The 18,710-nt window shown below is 48.3% G+C and carries 11 protein-coding genes; 10 read left to right on the plus strand and 1 reads right to left on the minus strand.

Annotated elements, in window-relative coordinates; genetic code table 11:
- Window positions 1-12 precede the first annotated feature (12 nt).
- The 4 genes from ACKTSF_RS03725 (at window position 13) to rpoC (ending at window position 11,164) form a co-directional block, all read left to right on the plus strand.
- Window positions 13-2,502 (plus strand): ATP-dependent Clp protease ATP-binding subunit, encoded by a 2,490-nt coding sequence (locus tag ACKTSF_RS03725; protein ID WP_407886768.1) that lies wholly within the window; start codon window positions 13-15, stop codon window positions 2,500-2,502.
- 538 nt (window positions 2,503-3,040) lie between these two features.
- A complete protein-coding gene (locus ACKTSF_RS03730; protein ID WP_407886770.1) occupies window positions 3,041-3,640 on the plus strand; it encodes a TetR/AcrR family transcriptional regulator in 600 nt (199 codons plus the stop codon).
- Window positions 3,641-3,880: 240 nt separating this feature from the next.
- Window positions 3,881-7,495, plus strand: coding sequence for a DNA-directed RNA polymerase subunit beta (gene rpoB / locus ACKTSF_RS03735; protein WP_407886772.1), 3,615 nt, complete (start codon window positions 3,881-3,883; stop codon window positions 7,493-7,495).
- Between the two features lie 21 nt (window positions 7,496-7,516).
- A complete protein-coding gene (gene rpoC / locus ACKTSF_RS03740) occupies window positions 7,517-11,164 on the plus strand; it encodes a DNA-directed RNA polymerase subunit beta' (protein ID WP_407886773.1) in 3,648 nt (1,215 codons plus the stop codon).
- Between the two features lie 432 nt (window positions 11,165-11,596).
- Here the strand turns inward: rpoC and ACKTSF_RS03745 are convergent, their stop codons facing one another.
- Complete coding sequence (locus tag ACKTSF_RS03745) at window positions 11,597-12,247, minus strand: prepilin peptidase (RefSeq protein WP_407886775.1); 651 nt, start codon at window positions 12,245-12,247, stop codon at window positions 11,597-11,599.
- Window positions 12,248-12,521: 274 nt separating this feature from the next.
- Between ACKTSF_RS03745 and rpsL the strand changes: the two genes are divergently transcribed.
- The 6 genes from rpsL to rplC all read left to right on the plus strand — a co-directional run bounded on the left by rpsL (window position 12,522) and on the right by rplC (window position 18,700).
- Window positions 12,522-12,935, plus strand: coding sequence for a 30S ribosomal protein S12 (gene rpsL / locus ACKTSF_RS03750; RefSeq protein WP_020090151.1), 414 nt, complete (start codon window positions 12,522-12,524; stop codon window positions 12,933-12,935).
- A 72-nt stretch (window positions 12,936-13,007) separates the two neighbouring features.
- A complete protein-coding gene (rpsG, locus tag ACKTSF_RS03755) occupies window positions 13,008-13,478 on the plus strand; it encodes a 30S ribosomal protein S7 (RefSeq protein ID WP_020090150.1) in 471 nt (156 codons plus the stop codon).
- 190 nt (window positions 13,479-13,668) lie between these two features.
- Complete coding sequence (fusA, locus tag ACKTSF_RS03760) at window positions 13,669-15,768, plus strand: elongation factor G (protein ID WP_407886778.1); 2,100 nt, start codon at window positions 13,669-13,671, stop codon at window positions 15,766-15,768.
- Between the two features lie 209 nt (window positions 15,769-15,977).
- A complete protein-coding gene (locus tag ACKTSF_RS03765) occupies window positions 15,978-17,306 on the plus strand; it encodes an MATE family efflux transporter (protein ID WP_407886779.1) in 1,329 nt (442 codons plus the stop codon).
- A 396-nt stretch (window positions 17,307-17,702) separates the two neighbouring features.
- Window positions 17,703-18,011, plus strand: coding sequence for a 30S ribosomal protein S10 (gene rpsJ, locus ACKTSF_RS03770; protein WP_003638059.1), 309 nt, complete (start codon window positions 17,703-17,705; stop codon window positions 18,009-18,011).
- Between the two features lie 38 nt (window positions 18,012-18,049).
- Window positions 18,050-18,700, plus strand: coding sequence for a 50S ribosomal protein L3 (gene rplC / locus ACKTSF_RS03775; RefSeq protein WP_407886781.1), 651 nt, complete (start codon window positions 18,050-18,052; stop codon window positions 18,698-18,700).
- Window positions 18,701-18,710 lie beyond the last annotated feature (10 nt).

Here is an 18,710-nt window from a genome sequence, read left to right on the forward strand (position 1 = left end):
TGAGGAGCTGCAATGGATAATCTATTTACACCAAGCGCTAAGAGTGTCCTCGTCTTGGCACAGGAACAAGCAAAATACTTCAAGCACCAAGCGGTGGGGACGGAACACTTACTGCTGGCCCTCACCATTGAAAAAAATGGCATTGCCAACAAAGTCTTACAACAATTTTCTGTGACCGACGATGATGTTCGCGAAGAGATTGAACGTTTTACCGGCTACGGAACGTTAGCAAACACGGACAAGGATAGTTACTTGCCCTACTCACCAAAGGCCAAATCCATGTTGGCCTTAGCTGGTGACGAAGCAAAACGGTTGGGCGCAACCAAGATTGGGACGGAACACTTGTTACTGGCTTTACTGAGTGACGAAACAATTCTGTCTTCTCGAATCCTGAAGAATCTCAACGTGGCCTTACCAGATGCGCACAAGGTCGTCTTACGTAAGCTTGGGATTACGGATACCCCTAAGCGTCGAAATGACAACCGTAGCCGCCGAGCACCACAGGGAGGGACACCAACCCTGGACTCCTTGGCACGGAACTTAACTGAATCCGCTAAGGAAGGCCGAATGGATCCGACTGTTGGTCGGGAAAAGGAAGTCAAACGGGTCATTCAGATCTTGAGCCGGCGGACCAAGAATAATCCCGTTCTGATCGGTGAACCTGGTGTCGGGAAGACGGCGATTGCTGAGGGCTTGGCCCAACGGATCGTGGCCGGTGACGTTCCTGAAGATATGCAGAACAAGCGGCTGATGATGCTCGACATGGGCTCGTTGGTTGCTGGCACCAAGTACCGTGGTGAATTTGAAGATCGACTAAAGAAAGTTATTGAAGAAATCTACAACGATGGTCAAGTTATCCTATTTATTGATGAACTGCATACGCTGATCGGTGCCGGTGGCGCTGAAGGTGCTATTGACGCCTCCAACATCTTGAAGCCAGCATTGGCGCGTGGGGAACTTCAAACCATTGGGGCAACCACGTTGGACGAATACCAGAAGTATATCGAATCCGATGCTGCTCTGGAACGGCGGTTTGCAACCGTTCAGGTCAACGAACCGACGAGCGCGGAAGCCTTAGAGATTTTGAAAGGCTTGCGGCCTCGCTACGAAGATCATCATCATGTGAACATTACGGATGATGCCTTGGACCAAGCCGTTAAGTTATCGACGCGCTACATCAGCGATCGCTTCTTGCCGGATAAGGCCATTGACCTAATGGATGAAGCGTCTGCAAAGGTTCGAATCGATCAGATGGACAAGCCAACGCCGGCTAGCAAACAAGCGAAGGCATTAACCGATCTTGCTGCGGCCAAGGAAGCTGCCATCGAACGCCAGGACTTTGAACAGGCTGCTAAGTTGCGGACAGAAGAAATGACGCTCCGGCAAAAGGTAGAGGCACGTGCGGCCAAGGCTGCCGCTGCTGTGACACCGGATCGGCAATACGCGACGGATGTCACTGGCGAAGACATTGCCGATGTGGTGGCTGAGTGGACGGGGGTTCCCGTGACACAGCTGAAGCAGACGGACGCCGATCGTTTGGTCAATCTGGAGTCAATCCTGCATAAGCGGGTCATCGGTCAGGAAGAAGCCGTTTCGGCCGTTTCTCGGGCCATTCGGCGGGCACGGTCGGGGTTGAAGGATCCTAACCGGCCAATCGGATCGTTTATGTTCTTAGGGCCAACTGGTGTTGGTAAGACTGAGTTAGCCAAGGCGTTGGCCGAAGCCATGTTTGGTTCCGAAGACAACATGATTCGTGTCGACATGAGCGAATACATGGAGAAGTACTCGACCAGTCGTTTGATCGGGTCAGCTCCCGGTTACGTGGGCTACGATGAGGGTGGCCAATTAACGGAAAAGGTTCGTCAGAAGCCGTATTCCGTGGTCCTCTTCGATGAAGTTGAAAAGGCTCACCCAGATGTCTTCAACATTCTCTTGCAGGTCTTGGATGACGGCTACCTGACCGATTCTAAGGGACGTAAGGTTGACTTCCGGAATACAATTCTGATCATGACGTCTAACTTAGGGGCGACGAAGCTGCGGGATGAAAAGACCGTTGGGTTCGGTGCCGAAGACATGGCCAACAATTACCGTGCGATGTCCCAGACAATTCGAGAAACGTTGAAACAGTCATTCCGGCCAGAATTCCTGAACCGGATCGATGAAACGGTTATCTTCCACTCTCTGAAGAAGGATGAACTCCACGAGATTGTGAAGCTGATGGCTAAGCACATCGTCGATCGTGTTGCTGAGCAAAACATTAAGCTGAAGATTACGCCGGCGGCCATTGAAGTAGTGGCCAAGGCGGGTTTCGATCCTGAGTACGGGGCACGGCCAATTCGCCGGGCACTGCAGACACAGGTTGAAGATAAGCTGAGTGAGGCTTTGCTGAATGGTGAAGTCAAGGCTAACGACCAAGTCACGGTTGGGGCGACCCATGGTGAAATCACGGTTAATGTGAAGACGCCAAGTAAGACTAAGCCAACTGCAGTGGCAAGTCACTAATTTTAAAATGAATCAATAGTAGTGGTGTTTCCTCCAGGCGGGGAAGCACCACTATTTTTGGACAGCAATTCTCAGAGGTAACGCGGTATTGACACGAAGCAGAGCTGGTCGGTGAACGGACGGTAAATCACAGGCGTTGACCTAGCTGGTGATAAATGAATGTGGTACACTTAATTTGATAATATGGTATATTAGGAAGGTTGATCGGGCGTAAATTCGCGGCTTAGCAGGTGCCTTGCTCAAGCCACTGTGAGTCGGCATACTTGCTGATGAAAACGCACTTAGTCGACGGACGCTAGAGATACAAGCGGCTGTGACGGTGGTCTTAGGACACGTGGTTGATTTCGCGCGGGCTAACGCCATGGGACGAACTTGAAGGCTGATGATTTTGGTGATATTTCAAATCGAGGGCCAAGATCGTTCCTTGACTTGGGTCAGTCCCCACAGCAGGTGGAATCTCTGATAGTCATGGACGCCAATTTTTACAGCAATACAATATGAAAAATAAATCGCATTTAGAAGGGAAGCCGGCTTGCTCATGAAGAGAGAAGAACAACTAACCCATACCCACGCCGCTATCTTAGCTGCAGCGCGGGAACAATTCTTGGCACAGGGCTATCAGGCAACATCGACCCGTGATATCGCCAAACAAGTGGGGATTACCCAGCCTGCGCTGTATCACCACTTCAGTGATAAGGAGGTCATCTTCCTCGAAGTCATCAAGACCGTTGGGGAAGAGATTCAGACGGGAATCACCGATGTCGTGGCACAGACGCCAGCAGATGCGGATCCTGTAGAGGCATTGACGGCGGTCACTGAGGTACTCACCAAGGCGCATCCCCGAGATGTCTTCACCGTGATCCACGGAAGCTTCAAGTTTCTCAAACCAGAAAACAAGCGGCAATTGGGGATGGTCTTCATGCAAGACTATCTGATGCCACTGACCAGTTTCTTTGAGACCGGTGTCGTTAGTCTGCAGGATGGGGTCAAGACGCAAGATGCGGCTGCTTTCTATCTGACGAGTCTGAGCCCACTGTTCAACACGTTTCATCATGTGGGACCCAAAGATGCTTCCCAACACGAGCAGACACTAGCACTGGTTCGGTTGATCCTATTTGGGGTTGCCGTTAAGAAGTAGAGCTTCTCTATTGACATTTGCTTCAGAAGCTAGTATTATATCATTTGTATGCAACTGTGAACTGAAATTGGATGCACCGATATATTGTCCGGTAGCGTCCGTTATAAGAAGCCAAAAGCAAACTGTGGGTTTGTTTTTGGATTTTTTTTGCCAAAAATCCGGCTGATTACGTAATTGTAATCAAAATGTAACATTAGGACTTTTGACCATTTCACAGAATAAATAGGAGAGGTGAACAACTTGGCAGGACACTTAGTGAAATACGGGAAACACCGTACTCGCCGTAGCTATTCGCGGATCAAGGAAGTCCTTGATCTCCCTAACTTAATCGAGATTCAGACGAATTCTTACAACTGGTTCCTCGATGAAGGTTTACGGGATATGTTCGACGACATCATGCCAATCGAAGATTTTCAAGGAAACCTTTCGTTAGAGTTTGTTGATTATCAATTACTAGAACCCAAATATTCCGTTGATGAAGCACGGGAACACGATGCCAATTTCTCAGCACCACTGCACGTGACTTTACGCTTAACCAACCACGAAACGGGCGAAATCAAATCGCAAGACGTCTTCTTCGGTGACTTCCCATTAATGACGGCCCAAGGGACCTTTATCATTAACGGGGCAGAACGGGTTATTGTTTCGCAATTAGTCCGCTCACCAGGTGTTTACTTCAATGAAGACACTGACAAGAACGGCCGGACTGTGTTTGGCGCGACGGTTATTCCTAACCGTGGTGCTTGGCTCGAATTCGAAACTGATGCTAAGAATATTTCTTACGTTCGGATCGACCGGACACGGAAGATTCCGATGACCGAATTGGTTCGGGCATTAGGTTTCGGTTCCGACGACGAAATCTTAGATATCTTGGGTGACAACGACAGCTTGTCTAACACGTTGGAAAAGGATATTCATAAGAATACCGACGATTCCCGTGTTGAAGAGTCCTTAAAGGACATTTACGAACGCCTACGTCCAGGTGAACCTAAGACGGCTGACTCCTCACGGAGCCTGCTGACTGCACGTTTCTTTGACCCTAAGCGTTACGATATGGCTCCCGTTGGTCGTTACAAGACCAACAAGAAGCTCAGCCTGAAGACCCGTTTGCTCGGCTTAACCTTAGCTGAAACGTTAGCTGACCCAGACACTGGTGAAGTTATCGCGCAAAAGGGCACGGTTGTTGACAAGGACGTCATGAAGACCTTGGCACCATTCTTGGATCAAGACGATTTCAAGATGGTTACTTTCCAACCTTCAGATGAAGCGGTCGTTACCGAACCTCTAAAGTTACAAATCATCAAGGTCCAATCACCTGACGATCCAGAACAAGAAGTTCCCGTTATCGGGAATGGGAACATTGATATCAAGCTGAAGCACATTCGTCCAGCCGACATCATCGCTTCTATGAACTACTTCTTCGATCTGCAAATCGGCATTGGGAACACCGATGATATTGACCACTTGGGTAACCGGCGGATTCGTTCCGTTGGTGAATTGTTGCAAAACCAATTCCGGATCGGGTTGTCCCGGATGGAACGGGTTGTTCGTGAACGGATGTCTATTCAAGACGCCGCAACCGTAACGCCACAACAATTGATCAACATTCGTCCAGTGGTTGCTTCTATTAAGGAATTCTTTGGGTCATCTCAATTGTCACAATTTATGGACCAGACTAACCCATTGGGTGAATTAACCCATAAGCGTCGTCTGTCTGCCCTTGGACCTGGTGGTTTGACACGTGACCGTGCCGGATATGAAGTCCGGGATGTGCACTACACCCACTACGGTCGGATGTGCCCAATTGAAACGCCTGAAGGTCCTAACATTGGGTTGATCAACAGTCTGTCCAGCTACGCACGGGTTAACAAGTATGGGTTCATCGAAACACCATACCGCCGTGTGTCATGGGATACACACATGGTTACCGACAAGATCGATTACCTGACTGCTGATGAAGAAGATAACTATGTCGTTGCCCAAGCCAACACGCCTTTAAACGATGATGGGTCATTCGCTACGGATACCATTATGGCCCGTGACGAAGATAACAACATCGAAACCAGTGCTGACAAGATTGATTACATGGACGTTTCGCCTAAGCAAGTTGTTGCCGTGGCCACTGCATGTATTCCTTTCTTGGAAAACGATGACTCTAACCGTGCCTTGATGGGTGCCAACATGCAACGACAAGCTGTGCCATTGCTTGACCCTCACGCACCACTGGTTGGGACTGGTATTGAATATAAAGCTGCGCATGACTCCGGGGTTGCTTTAATTAGCCAACACGAAGGAACTGTTGAATACGTCGATGCACGTGAAATTCGTGTTCGTCGCGAAGACGATGCGCTTGACACTTACAAGCTCATGAAGTTCCGCCGGTCAAACGGTGGTAAGAACTACAACCAACGGCCAATCGTTAAAGTTGGCGATCACGTCGACAACGACGAAATCTTGGCTGATGGTCCTTCCATGGAAAATGGGGAACTTGCTTTAGGGCAAAACCCATTGGTTGCCTTCATGACTTGGCAAGGGTACAACTTCGAAGATGCCATCGGGATCAACGAACGTTTGGTTCGCGATGATGTTTACACGTCGATTCATATTGAGGAATACGAATCAGAAGCACGTGACACGAAGCTTGGACCTGAAGAAATGACGCGTGAAATTCCTAACGTCGGTGAAGATGCCTTGAAGAACTTGGATGAAGACGGGATTATCCGTGTTGGTGCCGAAGTTCAAGACGGTGACATCTTAGTTGGTAAGGTAACGCCTAAGGGTGTGACTGAATTATCAGCCGAAGAACGTTTGCTCCATGCTATCTTTGGTGAAAAGGCCCGTGAAGTACGGGATACTTCTCTGAAGGTTCCACATGGTGGTGGCGGGATCATCCAGGATGTTAAGATCTTTACTCGTGAAAACGGGGATGAATTATCACCTGGTGTCAACATGATGGTTCGGGTCTACATCGCGCAAAAGCGGAAGATCCAAGTTGGTGACAAGATGTCTGGTCGTCATGGTAACAAGGGGACGGTTTCCGTCGTTATCCCTCAAGAAGATATGCCATACATGCCAGATGGGACACCAATCGACATTATGCTGAGTCCAATGGGTGTGCCTTCCCGGATGAACATCGGGCAAGTGCTCGAATTGCATTTAGGGATGGCTGCTCGTAAGTTAGGGATTCACGTGGCTACGCCAGTCTTCGATGGGGCCCAAGATACTGATATCGCGGATGCTTTGAAGGAAGCTGGGATGGCTGCTGATGCCAAGACTGTCTTATACGATGGTCGGACTGGTGAACCGTTTGATAAGCGGGTTGCCGTTGGTGTTATGAACTACCTGAAGTTGGCCCACATGGTTGATGACAAGATGCACGCTCGTTCTATTGGACCTTACTCATTGGTTACCCAACAACCCCTTGGTGGGAAAGCACAATTTGGTGGCCAACGGTTTGGTGAAATGGAAGTTTGGGCCTTGGAAGCTTATGGTGCCGCTTATACGTTGCAAGAAATCTTGACGTACAAGTCCGATGACGTCGTTGGTCGGGTTAAGACCTACGAAGCCATCGTTAAGGGCGATCCAATTCCAAAGCCTGGTGTCCCTGAATCATTCCGTGTTCTGGTCAAGGAACTACAATCCTTAGGGCTGGACATGAAGGTCTTAAACGGGAACAACGAAGAAATCGAACTCCGCGATATGGACGACGATGACGATGATGTTGTGAACGTTGATGCTTTGAGCAAGTACGCCCAACAGCAAGAAGAGCAACGTAAAGCGCAAGCTCAGGCCGATAGTGCCAAGACCACACCAGAATCAACGAAAAATGAAAGTCAACCGAACACACAAGACTAATTAATAAGGGAGGTCGCTTCTTTGGTCGATGTCAATAAGTTCGAAAGCATGCAGATCGGGCTGGCTTCACCTGATAAGATCCGTAGCTGGTCTTACGGGGAAGTTAAGAAGCCTGAAACCATCAACTACCGGACGTTAAAGCCTGAAAAAGATGGGCTGTTCGACGAGCGGATTTTCGGTCCTACCAAGGACTGGGAATGTGCCTGTGGGAAATACAAGCGGATCCGTTACAAGGGTGTCGTTTGTGACCGTTGTGGTGTTGAAGTTACCCGTTCTAAGGTTCGTCGTGAACGGATGGGCCATATTGAATTAGCTGCTCCTGTCACCCACATCTGGTACTTCAAGGGGATTCCAAGTCGGATGGGCTTGGTCCTCGACATGAGTCCTCGTGCCCTGGAAGAAATCATCTACTTTGCATCTTACGTTGTCTTGGATCCAGGTAACACCCCATTGGAAAAGAAGCAACTCCTTTCCGAACGGGATTATCGTGACAAGCTCGTAGAATACGGTAGCAAGGCCTTCAAGGCTGAAATGGGTGCCGAAGCCATCAAGAAGTTATTGATGGCCGTAGACCTAGAAAAAGAAGTTAAAGAATTAAAAGAAGAACTGAAGGAAGCCACTGGTCAAAAGCGGACGCGTGCCGTTCGTCGTTTGGACATTCTGGAAGCCTTCGTAACCTCAGGTAACCGTCCCGACTGGATGGTCATGGATGCTATTCCGGTAATCCCACCTGATCTTCGTCCAATGGTACAACTCGAAGGTGGCCGTTTTGCAACGTCCGACCTGAATGATTTGTACCGGCGGGTTATCAACCGGAACAGCCGGTTGAAGCGTTTACTGGACTTAAATGCACCTGGGATCATCGTTCAAAACGAAAAGCGGATGCTCCAAGAAGCCGTTGATGCTTTGATCGATAACGGTCGTCGTGGCCGTCCAGTTGCTGGTCCTGGTAATCGTCCATTGAAGTCTCTTTCACACATGTTGAAAGGGAAGCAAGGGCGTTTCCGTCAAAACTTGTTAGGGAAGCGGGTTGACTACTCTGGTCGTTCCGTTATTGACGTTGGTCCTTCCCTCAAGTTCAACCAAATGGGTCTGCCAGTTCCAATGGCTTTGGAATTGTTCCGGCCATTTATCATGAAGGAATTGGTTGCGCGTGGTTTGGCTTCTAACATTAAGAATGCCAAGCGCCAGATCGATCGTGAAGATGACGATGTCTTCAATGTTCTTGAAGATGTTATCAAGGAACACCCTGTTCTGTTGAACCGGGCACCTACGCTTCACCGTTTGGGGATTCAAGCGTTCGAACCAGTCTTGGTTAGTGGTAAGGCTATGCGTCTTCACCCATTGGCTTGTGAAGCTTACAATGCCGATTTCGATGGGGACCAAATGGCCATTCACGTGCCGTTATCTGACGAAGCACAAGCTGAAGCACGTTTGCTGATGTTGGCTGCTCACCATATCCTGGCACCTGCCAGTGGTAAGCCAGTTGTTGCGCCTTCTCAAGATATGGTTATCGGGAACTACTACTTGACCATGGAAGAAGATAACCGTGAAGGGGAAGGCATGATCTTTACCGACCTCAACGAGGCCGTCTTGGCTTATCGTAACGGTTTGGTTCACTGGCACAGTCGCGTTGGGGTCCAAGTCTCCGGCATGACTGACAAGCCATTTACCGATGAACAACGCGGTAAGATTATGGTAACGACTGTTGGGAAGTTGATCTTTAACAACATCCTGCCTAAGTCGTTCCCATACTTGAACGAACCAACCAGCACGAACCTGAACGGCTACGTCCCTGACAAGTACTTCTTGGCACCGGGCGAAGACATTCACGATTACCTGCAAAATGCAGAAATCATTGGACCATTCAAGAAGGGCTTCTTGTCCGACATTATCGCTGCCGTTTACCAACAATACAAGGTTACTGAAACCTCTAAGCTGTTGGACCGGATCAAGGATTTGGGTTACGACGAATCTACGAAGTCTGGGTTAACGGTTGGGATGGTCGACGTTACCGACTTAAAGGAAAAGCCAGAAATTATCGACGCAGCCCACAAACAGGTTGCCACGGTAACGAAGCAATTCCGGCGTGGGTTGATCACCGATCACGAACGTTACGAACGTGTTATTGGAATCTGGAACGATGCCAAGGATGACATTCAAAACGCACTGATTCACAGTTTCGACCAACAGAACCCTATCTTTATGATGAGTGATTCTGGTGCTCGTGGTAACATTTCTAACTTTACCCAGTTGGCTGGTATGCGTGGCTTGATGGCCGCTCCTAGTGGTGACATCATGGAGCTGCCGATTACGTCAAACTTCCGTGAAGGCCTGACGGTTATGGAAATGTTCATTTCGACCCATGGGGCTCGTAAAGGGATGACCGATACGGCCCTCAAGACTGCCAACTCAGGTTACCTGACTCGGCGGCTGGTCGATGTTGCGCAAGACGTTATCATTCGGGAAAAGGATTGTGGGACTGACCGTGGTTTGAAGATTCGCGCCATCACTGATGGTAACGAAATGATCGAACCATTGTACGACCGGATCTTAGGGCGTTACACCCAAAAGACCGTCAACGATCCAAAGACTGGGGACGTTATCGTTCCTAAGAACCAAATGATCGTCGAAGACACCGCTCAAAAGATCGTTGATGCTGGTGTTGAAGAAGTTACCATTCGTTCTGCCTTTACTTGCAACACTGAACATGGTGTTTGTGAGCATTGTTACGGCCGTAACATGGCTACTGGTGATGAGGTTGAAGTTGGTGAAGCTGTTGGTACTGTTGCCGCGCAATCTATCGGTGAACCAGGTACCCAGTTGACCATGCGGAACTTCCATACCGGTGGTGTTGCCGGGAACGAAGATATTACCCAAGGGCTTCCTCGTGTTCAAGAATTGTTTGAATCTCGGAACCCTAAAGGTAAAGCTGAAATTACTGAAGTTACTGGGACGATTGAATCAATCGAAGAAAACCCAGCAGAACGGACCAAGGAAATCACTGTTAAGGGTGAAGCCGATACGCGGAGTTACACGTTACCAATCACTGCTCGTATGCGAGTTAGCGAAGGCGACTTCATTCACCGTGGGTCAGCATTGAACTATGGGTCTGTTGATCCTAAGGAAATGTTGCGGGTTCGTGATGTCTTGTCTACTGAAACTTACATCTTAGGTGAAGTACAACGTGTTTACCGGATGCAAGGTGTTGCTATCAGTGATAAGCACGTTGAAATCATGGTTCGGCAGATGCTACGTAAAGTTCGGATCATGGATCCGGGCGATACCGACGTCTTGCCTGGTACCTTGATGGATATTCAAGACTTCCGTCGCGCTAACTACCAGACGTTAATCTCTGGTGGTATCGCTGCTACGGCTCGTCCAGTTATCTTGGGGATCACCAAGGCTGCCTTGGAAACGAACAGTTTCTTATCAGCCGCATCCTTCCAGGAAACGACGCGTGTCTTGACCGACGCTGCTATTCGTGGCAAGAACGATCCATTAGTTGGTTTGAAGGAAAACGTTATTATTGGGAAGATCATTCCTGCCGGGACTGGGATGCCAGATTACCGTCAGATCAAGCCCAAGGAAGTTGGCGGTTCGTCAACCGAAGGTGTCTACTCAATCAGCGATTTGGAAAAGCAAATGCAAGAGGACTCACAGGCGTAAGAGCGTTCCACTAGCCTGTTTAGATTCTTCCGCTTAACGAGAATAAGGCTTCTAGTCGGCGGCTGCCGGCTAGGAGCCTTATTTTTGTTAAGCGGAAGAATCTGGCTAGTGGAACGCGTTTCGGAAGCTGCCAGAGTTGGGATAGCATGGCGAGAGTGGATCAAGCGCACCGAGCAAATGAGGACACTAGCAGCTGCCGGCCAGGGAGCTTATTTTTGTTAAGCGCAGGAACCTGCCTTACGGAACGCGTTTCGGAAGCCGCCAGGATCAGAATAATATGGCGAGAGTGGATCAAGTGCACCGAACAAATGAGGACACTAGCAGCTGCCGGCTAGGGAGCTTATTTTTGTTAAGCGGAAGAATCTGACGAAACTGTTATGACCAGATATGTTTGACGCTTTCGTTGTTTCAGCGCCACATAAGCATCCTTCTTCACAACACCAGCCACCACCCAACTGCGCTAACCATCAAGTCAGGAAGAAAGGCAATCCGTGTGCCGGCACGGGACTGCCAAAGCCCCAGCAAGCAGGCAGCCAATAACCACTGGGCAGTCGACGTTACACCCCACAGAAGACTGTAGCTGACCATCATTTCCAGATCACCGTCACCAATGGTGGGGTGGTGCCAGTGTGGCCAGAGTAAACGAATGGTTAGCAGAAGCACACAACCAGTCAGCCAGACGACAGGTGATTGGCCCCAAAGGGAGAGACCGGTTGTCAACCAACTCACCCAGCCAGGGAAGGTCTGCGTTTGCCAATCGCATAGGGCGGCGAACCCCCAGAGTGCAAGCCACAGAACGATTATGAGACTGGTCGAATCGGTCACAGTGGTGGCTAACAGACCGGCAATTACCTCAACCCCAACGGTGATTGCTGGAATCATACGTCCACAGGTCTGACATTTCCCACGTAACAATGTATAGCTCAGGATCGGCACAAGTTGCCAGTAGGTGAGTGGCGTCTGACAGGTATCGCAGTGTGACGCAGGAAATAGATAGGAGCCACCAGTAGCATACCGACTGGCCATCGCAACTAGTAGGGAACCGGTGCAACTTCCATAGATAAATAGAATAATCAGCAACATGTTTTTCACCTCTATATTCTATAACTCCGTAAAAAGTGGCGAAATATTTGTGGGGAAAGCCAAAAACCTTTATTGACATGAGTTTTCTGGCGTGGTATTCTATTAAAGGTGCTTTTCGCAGACAGGTCTCGGGTAATCATTACCGGACATGCTGACTGACGGCGGGAGAGACACTTCAATTGAACCCGCATCTGAGTGGCTTTTTTCTTTAAAGAAAAATGAACCACCTGGATGTGTGGACTAAACTCAAGAATAGGAAAGGAGGACTATTTAGATGCCTACTATTAACCAATTGGTGCGTAAAGGTCGTAAATCTAAAAGTTCTAAATCAGATGCCCCAGCTTTAAACTTCGGGTATAACAGTTTCAAAAAAGCTCAAGTTAAGAATCCAGCTCCACAAAAGCGTGGGGTTGCTACTCGTGTCGGTACTATGACACCAAAGAAGCCTAACTCAGCTTTACGGAAATATGCACGTGTACGGTTATCAAACTTAATTGAAGTGACTGCTTACATTCCTGGTATCGGTCATAACCTTCAAGAACATAGTGTTGTTTTGATCCGTGGTGGCCGGGTAAAGGATTTACCTGGGGTTCGTTACCACATCATCCGTGGTGCGCTCGATACTGCCGGTGTTACTGACCGTCGTCAAAGTCGGTCCAAGTACGGTACTAAGAAGCCTAAGGACTAAGATGACTTATTGGACTGACTTGCACGGTTGCCGTCAAGCAGTCTGAAACAACATTCGAGGAGGATATTAACAATGCCTAGAAAAGGAAACGTACAAAAGCGTGAAGTCCTTCCTGATCCAATTTACAACTCAAAGTTGGTTACTCGTTTGATTAACCACACGATGATGGATGGGAAACGTGGTACTTCTACTAAAATCATTTATGGTGCCTTCGACATCATTAAGAACGAAACTGGTAACGATCCAGTTGAAGTCTTCGAAGAAGCAATGAAGAACGTCATGCCAGTCTTGGAAGTTAAGGCTCGGCGTGTTGGTGGGTCAAACTACCAAGTTCCAATCGAAGTTCGTCCAGATCGTCGGACCACTTTAGGTCTGCGTTGGATGGTTCAATACTCACGTTTACGTGGCGAACACACCATGGTTGAACGCTTAGCGCGTGAAATCATGGACGCTGCCAACAACACGGGTGCAGCTGTTAAGAAGCGTGAAGATACGCACCGTATGGCTGATGCCAACCGTGCCTTCGCACACTACCGTTGGTAAAAGCAGCTATCGCGCTGTATTACTAGCAGTGTGATAAAATGTTAGGGCGGAGTGTTGTTTAACACTTTCGTCTCTAGCTTAAGGGAATCTTCCCTTAATCGAGAGGTGGCTACTTAATCAGTGTGATGATAGTAGCCACCTTTTGGCACAATCAACCTATAATCAAATTGAGAGGAGTTACACATTAATCATGGCTAATACTCGTGAATTTCCGCTTGAGAAGACTCGTAACATTGGTATCATGGCTCATATCGATGCCGGTAAGACGACGACTACTGAGCGTATCCTGTATTATACTGGTAAGATCCACAAGATTGGTGAAACCCATGATGGGGCTTCACAAATGGACTGGATGGAACAAGAACAAGAACGGGGTATTACGATCACTTCAGCCGCTACCACGGCCGAATGGAAAGAACACCGGATTAACATCATTGATACACCAGGACACGTGGACTTCACTGTTGAAGTTGAACGTTCTCTGCGTGTGCTTGATGGTGCCGTTGCCGTCTTAGATGGTCAAGCCGGGGTTGAACCTCAGACTGAAACTGTTTGGCGTCAAGCCTCAGACTTCGATGTTCCCCGTATTGTTTTCGTCAACAAGATGGACAAGCTGGGTGCCGATTTTGACTTCTCAGTGGACTCTCTCCACGACCGCCTTCAAGCCAACGCCGTTGCTTTGCAAATGGCTATCGGTGCTGAAGACGACTTCGCTGGTGTTGTTGACTTAATCGAAATGAAAGCCTACGTTTATGACAAGGATGAATTGGGTTCCTCATGGGACACGGTTGAAATTCCTGCCGACATGCTTGAAGAAGCAAAGAAGCGTCATGAAGGCATCATCGAAAGCGTCGCTGACGTTGATGATGAAATCATGGAAAAGTACCTCGAAGGTGAAGAAATCACCAAAGAGGAATTAAAGGCTGCTATCCGTCGTGCCACTTTACGTTTGGACATGTTCCCTGTCTTTGCTGGTTCTGCCTTCAAGGATAAGGGTGTTCAGATGTTGATGGATGCCGTTGTAGACTACTTACCATCTCCATTGGATGTTAAGCCATACAACGCCACTGTTCCTGACACTGATGAAGCCGTTACTTTACGTGCTAACGATGACGATCCATTCGCTGCCTTGGCTTTCAAGGTTGCTACCGACCCATTCGTTGGTCGTTTGACTTACATCCGGGTTTACTCCGGTACTCTGGAAGCTGGTTCTTACGTGCTCAATGCGACGAAGGACAAGCGTGAACGTGTTGGTCGTTTGCTGCAAATGCATTCAAATCACCGTCAAGAAATTCCAGAAGTCTTCTCTGGGGATATTGCTGGGGCCATTGGTTTGAAGAACACCACTACTGGTGACTCTTTGACTGACCCTGATCACCCCTTACATTTGGAATCAATGAACTTCCCAGATCCTGTGATCCAGGTTGCCGTTGAACCAAAGACGAAGGCTGACCAAGATAAGATGAACAACGCCTTACAAAAGCTTTCTGAAGAAGATCCAACTTTCAAGGCTGAAACTAACCCTGAAACTGGTGAAACGTTGATTGCTGGGATGGGTGAACTTCACTTGGATATCATCATCGACCGGATGAAACGTGAATTTAAGGTTGCCGCTAACATCGGTGCCCCTCAAGTTGCTTACCGTGAAGCATTCACGAAGTCAACTAAGGTTCAAGGTAAGTTCGTTCGTCAATCTGGTGGTAAAGGTCAATATGGTGACGTTTGGATCGAATTTACCCCTAACGAACGTGGTAAGGGTTACGAATTTGAAGACGCTATCGTTGGTGGGGTTGTTCCTCGTGAATTCATCCCTTCAGTTGACCAAGGTCTGCAAGAAGCCATGGCAAACGGTGTGTTAGCCGGTTACCCATTGGTTGATGTTAAGGCTAAGTTATACGATGGTAGTTACCATGAAGTCGATTCGAGTGAAGCAGCCTTCAAGGTTGCCGCTTCCTTGGCTTTACGTAAGGCTGTCCAAAGTGCTGGTCCTGTTATCCTTGAACCAATCATGAAGGTTGATATCTTGGTACCAGAAGACTACATGGGTGATATCATGGGCCAAGTTACCGCTCGTCGTGGTAAGGTTGATGGTATGGAAGCTCGTGGGAACGCACAAATGATTCACTCCTTCGTTCCGTTATCCGAAATGTTCGGTTACGCGACGACGTTACGTTCTGCATCACAAGGTCGTGGTACCTTTACCATGACGTTTGATCACTACGAACCAACGCCAAAGAGTGTTCAAGCTGATATTATCAAGAAGAACGGCGGTACTCCAGTCGAAGACTAGAGTTTAGCTATTCACTAAAATGAAGCGCCTCGCTATTATAGTGAGGCGTTTTTTTGTCGAGTCAGATCTTGCTTCAGTACTGGGCTGACCGCTTGGCAGGTGAATGCTAAACTGGATGGTCTATCAAGGCATGACAACAGCCTGACAGAACGTGGCCTCTTGCGTTATAATAACCTCTGTGCGTTTGAAGCCAAGTGGGAGAGTGAGTTATGGAAGAGTTGTTTGAACGGTCATCGATTCCCCGAGCGTACTTTAAGCTCGCACTACCTGTTGTGTTGAGTATGGTGGCCAGCATGATTTATAATCTGGCCGATACTTTTTTCGTTTCACAGACGCAGAACACGAATTTGGTTGCCGGCGTTGCGCTGTGTACGCCCTTGTTTTCTTTCTTGATTGCGATTGGCGATATCTTTGGTCTCGGTGGTAGCTCGCTGATTTCACGGCTGTTAGGAGAGAAATCCTATGCCACGGGGAGTCGTGTCAGTAGTTTCTGCCTGTATGGGGCGGTTGTTCTGGGATTGGTGACAACAGTCATTCTTTTAGGATTTAGCCGGTCAATCTTACACTTGCTGGGCGCTACACCGGCGACATATTCCTACGCTGAACAGTTCTACCGGATCATGGCGATTGGTGCAATGCCAATCATTGTCTCGATTGTTCCTGGTAATCTGATTCGGACGGAGGGATTTGCCACACAGTCGATGGTCGGAACTATGGTTGGGACGGTCATCACGATCATCTTGGACCCACTGTTGATCTTTCCCGTTGGCTTAGGAGCTGCGGGTGCAGCACTGGCCACAGTTATTGGCTATACGGTATCTGCAGGGCTCCTGGTGTACTTGACCAAGCGGTATTGCCAGGTTATCTCGATTGCTATCAAACGCAGTCGAATTGACAGTCAGTTGATTCGCCAAATTCTGTTCATTGGAATTCCTGGATCGATCACCAACCTCATGCAGGCATTTGGAACGGCAGTCTTGAATCGCTATCTAGTCGACTACGGGGCGACACGTGTAGCTGCAATGGGTATTGTCCTCAAGGTCTACATGATTGTTATGTTGGTGATGGTTGGCTTTGCCTTTGGCGCCCAACCCCTGATTGGCTATACGTTTGGGGCCAACAATCAGGAACGATTCAGGAGAATTCTTCACTTTGACCTGTTAGTTGAAGTTGTCTATGCACTGGTCTTCGCAGTAATTCTCATGATAGGTGCGCCATGGATTATTAGCCTGTTTCTGCATAATTCAGCGGTTATTAGTGCCGGGACATACATGCTACGGGTCTTTCTGGTGACGACACCGTTTGTGGGAGCTGTTCTCGTTTATACAACGGTCTTCCAGAGTACCGGGAAGGCTATCGGGGCCTTAATCATGTCGATTGCGCGGCAGGGTGTTGTGTTCTACCTGATGATCGTGTTCGGGGCCCATTTTCTGGGGTACCACGGGATCATCTGGGCACAGCCAACTGCTGATGTCCTGACCTGCTTGATTGGCTGGTTACTGGCAAGACTGCTATTTAATAGGAAGAAGTCGATATAAGCGACTAGCAGAGATGGTCGCGAAAGGTTGTGGCAGTTGCGGTGGTGAGTCATCGGACAGTGTACAGGTGGGACAGTCCAATCAAGACGATATTAGTAAAGTCGCGTGTCATTTGGGATAAATAAATTTATGTTGACTTGATCTGCATCAAATTGGTCAGCGATTTCACAAAAAAGATTGACTAATTCTGCGAAAACCCTTGTCAGGCGGCGGTTTATTTAGTATGATAGTCAAGTGCTGTAATTCCGAGGGTATTTTACTACCCCCGGGGGAGAGCTCAAAGCTTAAGCGATGATGTGGGAGATTGCGACACACCCGGCCGCTTTGCCATGAGGGTGTGGCGGGAATTTCCACGGAGTTAGTCTTATTTTTAAAATAGACGAAGGAGGGAACACAATGGCAAAACAAAAAATTCGGATTCGGTTGAAGGCTTACGAACATCGTATCCTCGACCAATCAGCGGACAAGATCGTTGAAACAGCTAAGAGAACTGGTGCCACTATCTCTGGTCCAATTCCATTACCAACTGAACGGACGATCTACACCGTATTACGTTCACCACATAAGTTTAAGGACTCACGTGAACAATTCGAAATGCGGACGCACAAGCGTTTGATCGATATCGTTAACCCAACGCCAAAGACAGTTGACTCATTAATGAAGCTCGACTTGCCTAGCGGTGTTGACATCGAAATCAAGTTATAATTTTTCAAAATAAATACAATATAATCGGAGGTGTACTCATGACCACTAAAGGAATCTTAGGGAAAAAGGTCGGGATGACGCAAGTCTTCACTGATGCTGGCGAATTAATCCCCGTTACTGTTGTCGAAGCAACCCCAAACGTAGTGTTGCAAGTTAAGACGATGGAAAACGACGGTTACGATGCCATTCAACTTGGTTACCAAGACAAGCGTGAAGTACTCAGCAACAAGCCCGAACAAGGTCATGTAGCAAAAGCAAACACGACTCCTAAGCGCTTCATTCGTGAATTCAGAGATGTTGAGCTGGGAGATTACAAGGTAGCAGACGAAGTTAAAGTTGATACCTTCCAAGCAGGAGACATCGTTGATGTCACTGGTATCACTAAAGGTCATGGATACCAAGGTAACATTCATAAAGATGGTCAAAGCCGTGGCCCTATGGCCCATGGTTCTCGTTACCACCGTCGTCCAGGTTCTTTGGGTGCTATCATCAACCGGGTCTTCCCTGGCATGAAGCTTCCTGGTCGGATGGGTAACAAGCAAGTTACTATCCAAAACCTCGTGATCGTTAAGGCTGACGCTGATAACAACGTTCTGTTGATTAAGGGCAATGTGCCTGGTGCTAACAAGTCACTCGTTACTGTTAAGAGTGCTGTTCGCCCACCACGCCCAAAGCATTCTGAAAACTAATTAGGAAGGG

This window comes from Levilactobacillus muriae (assembly GCF_045862015.1).
Classification (GTDB): domain Bacteria; phylum Bacillota; class Bacilli; order Lactobacillales; family Lactobacillaceae; genus Levilactobacillus; species Levilactobacillus muriae.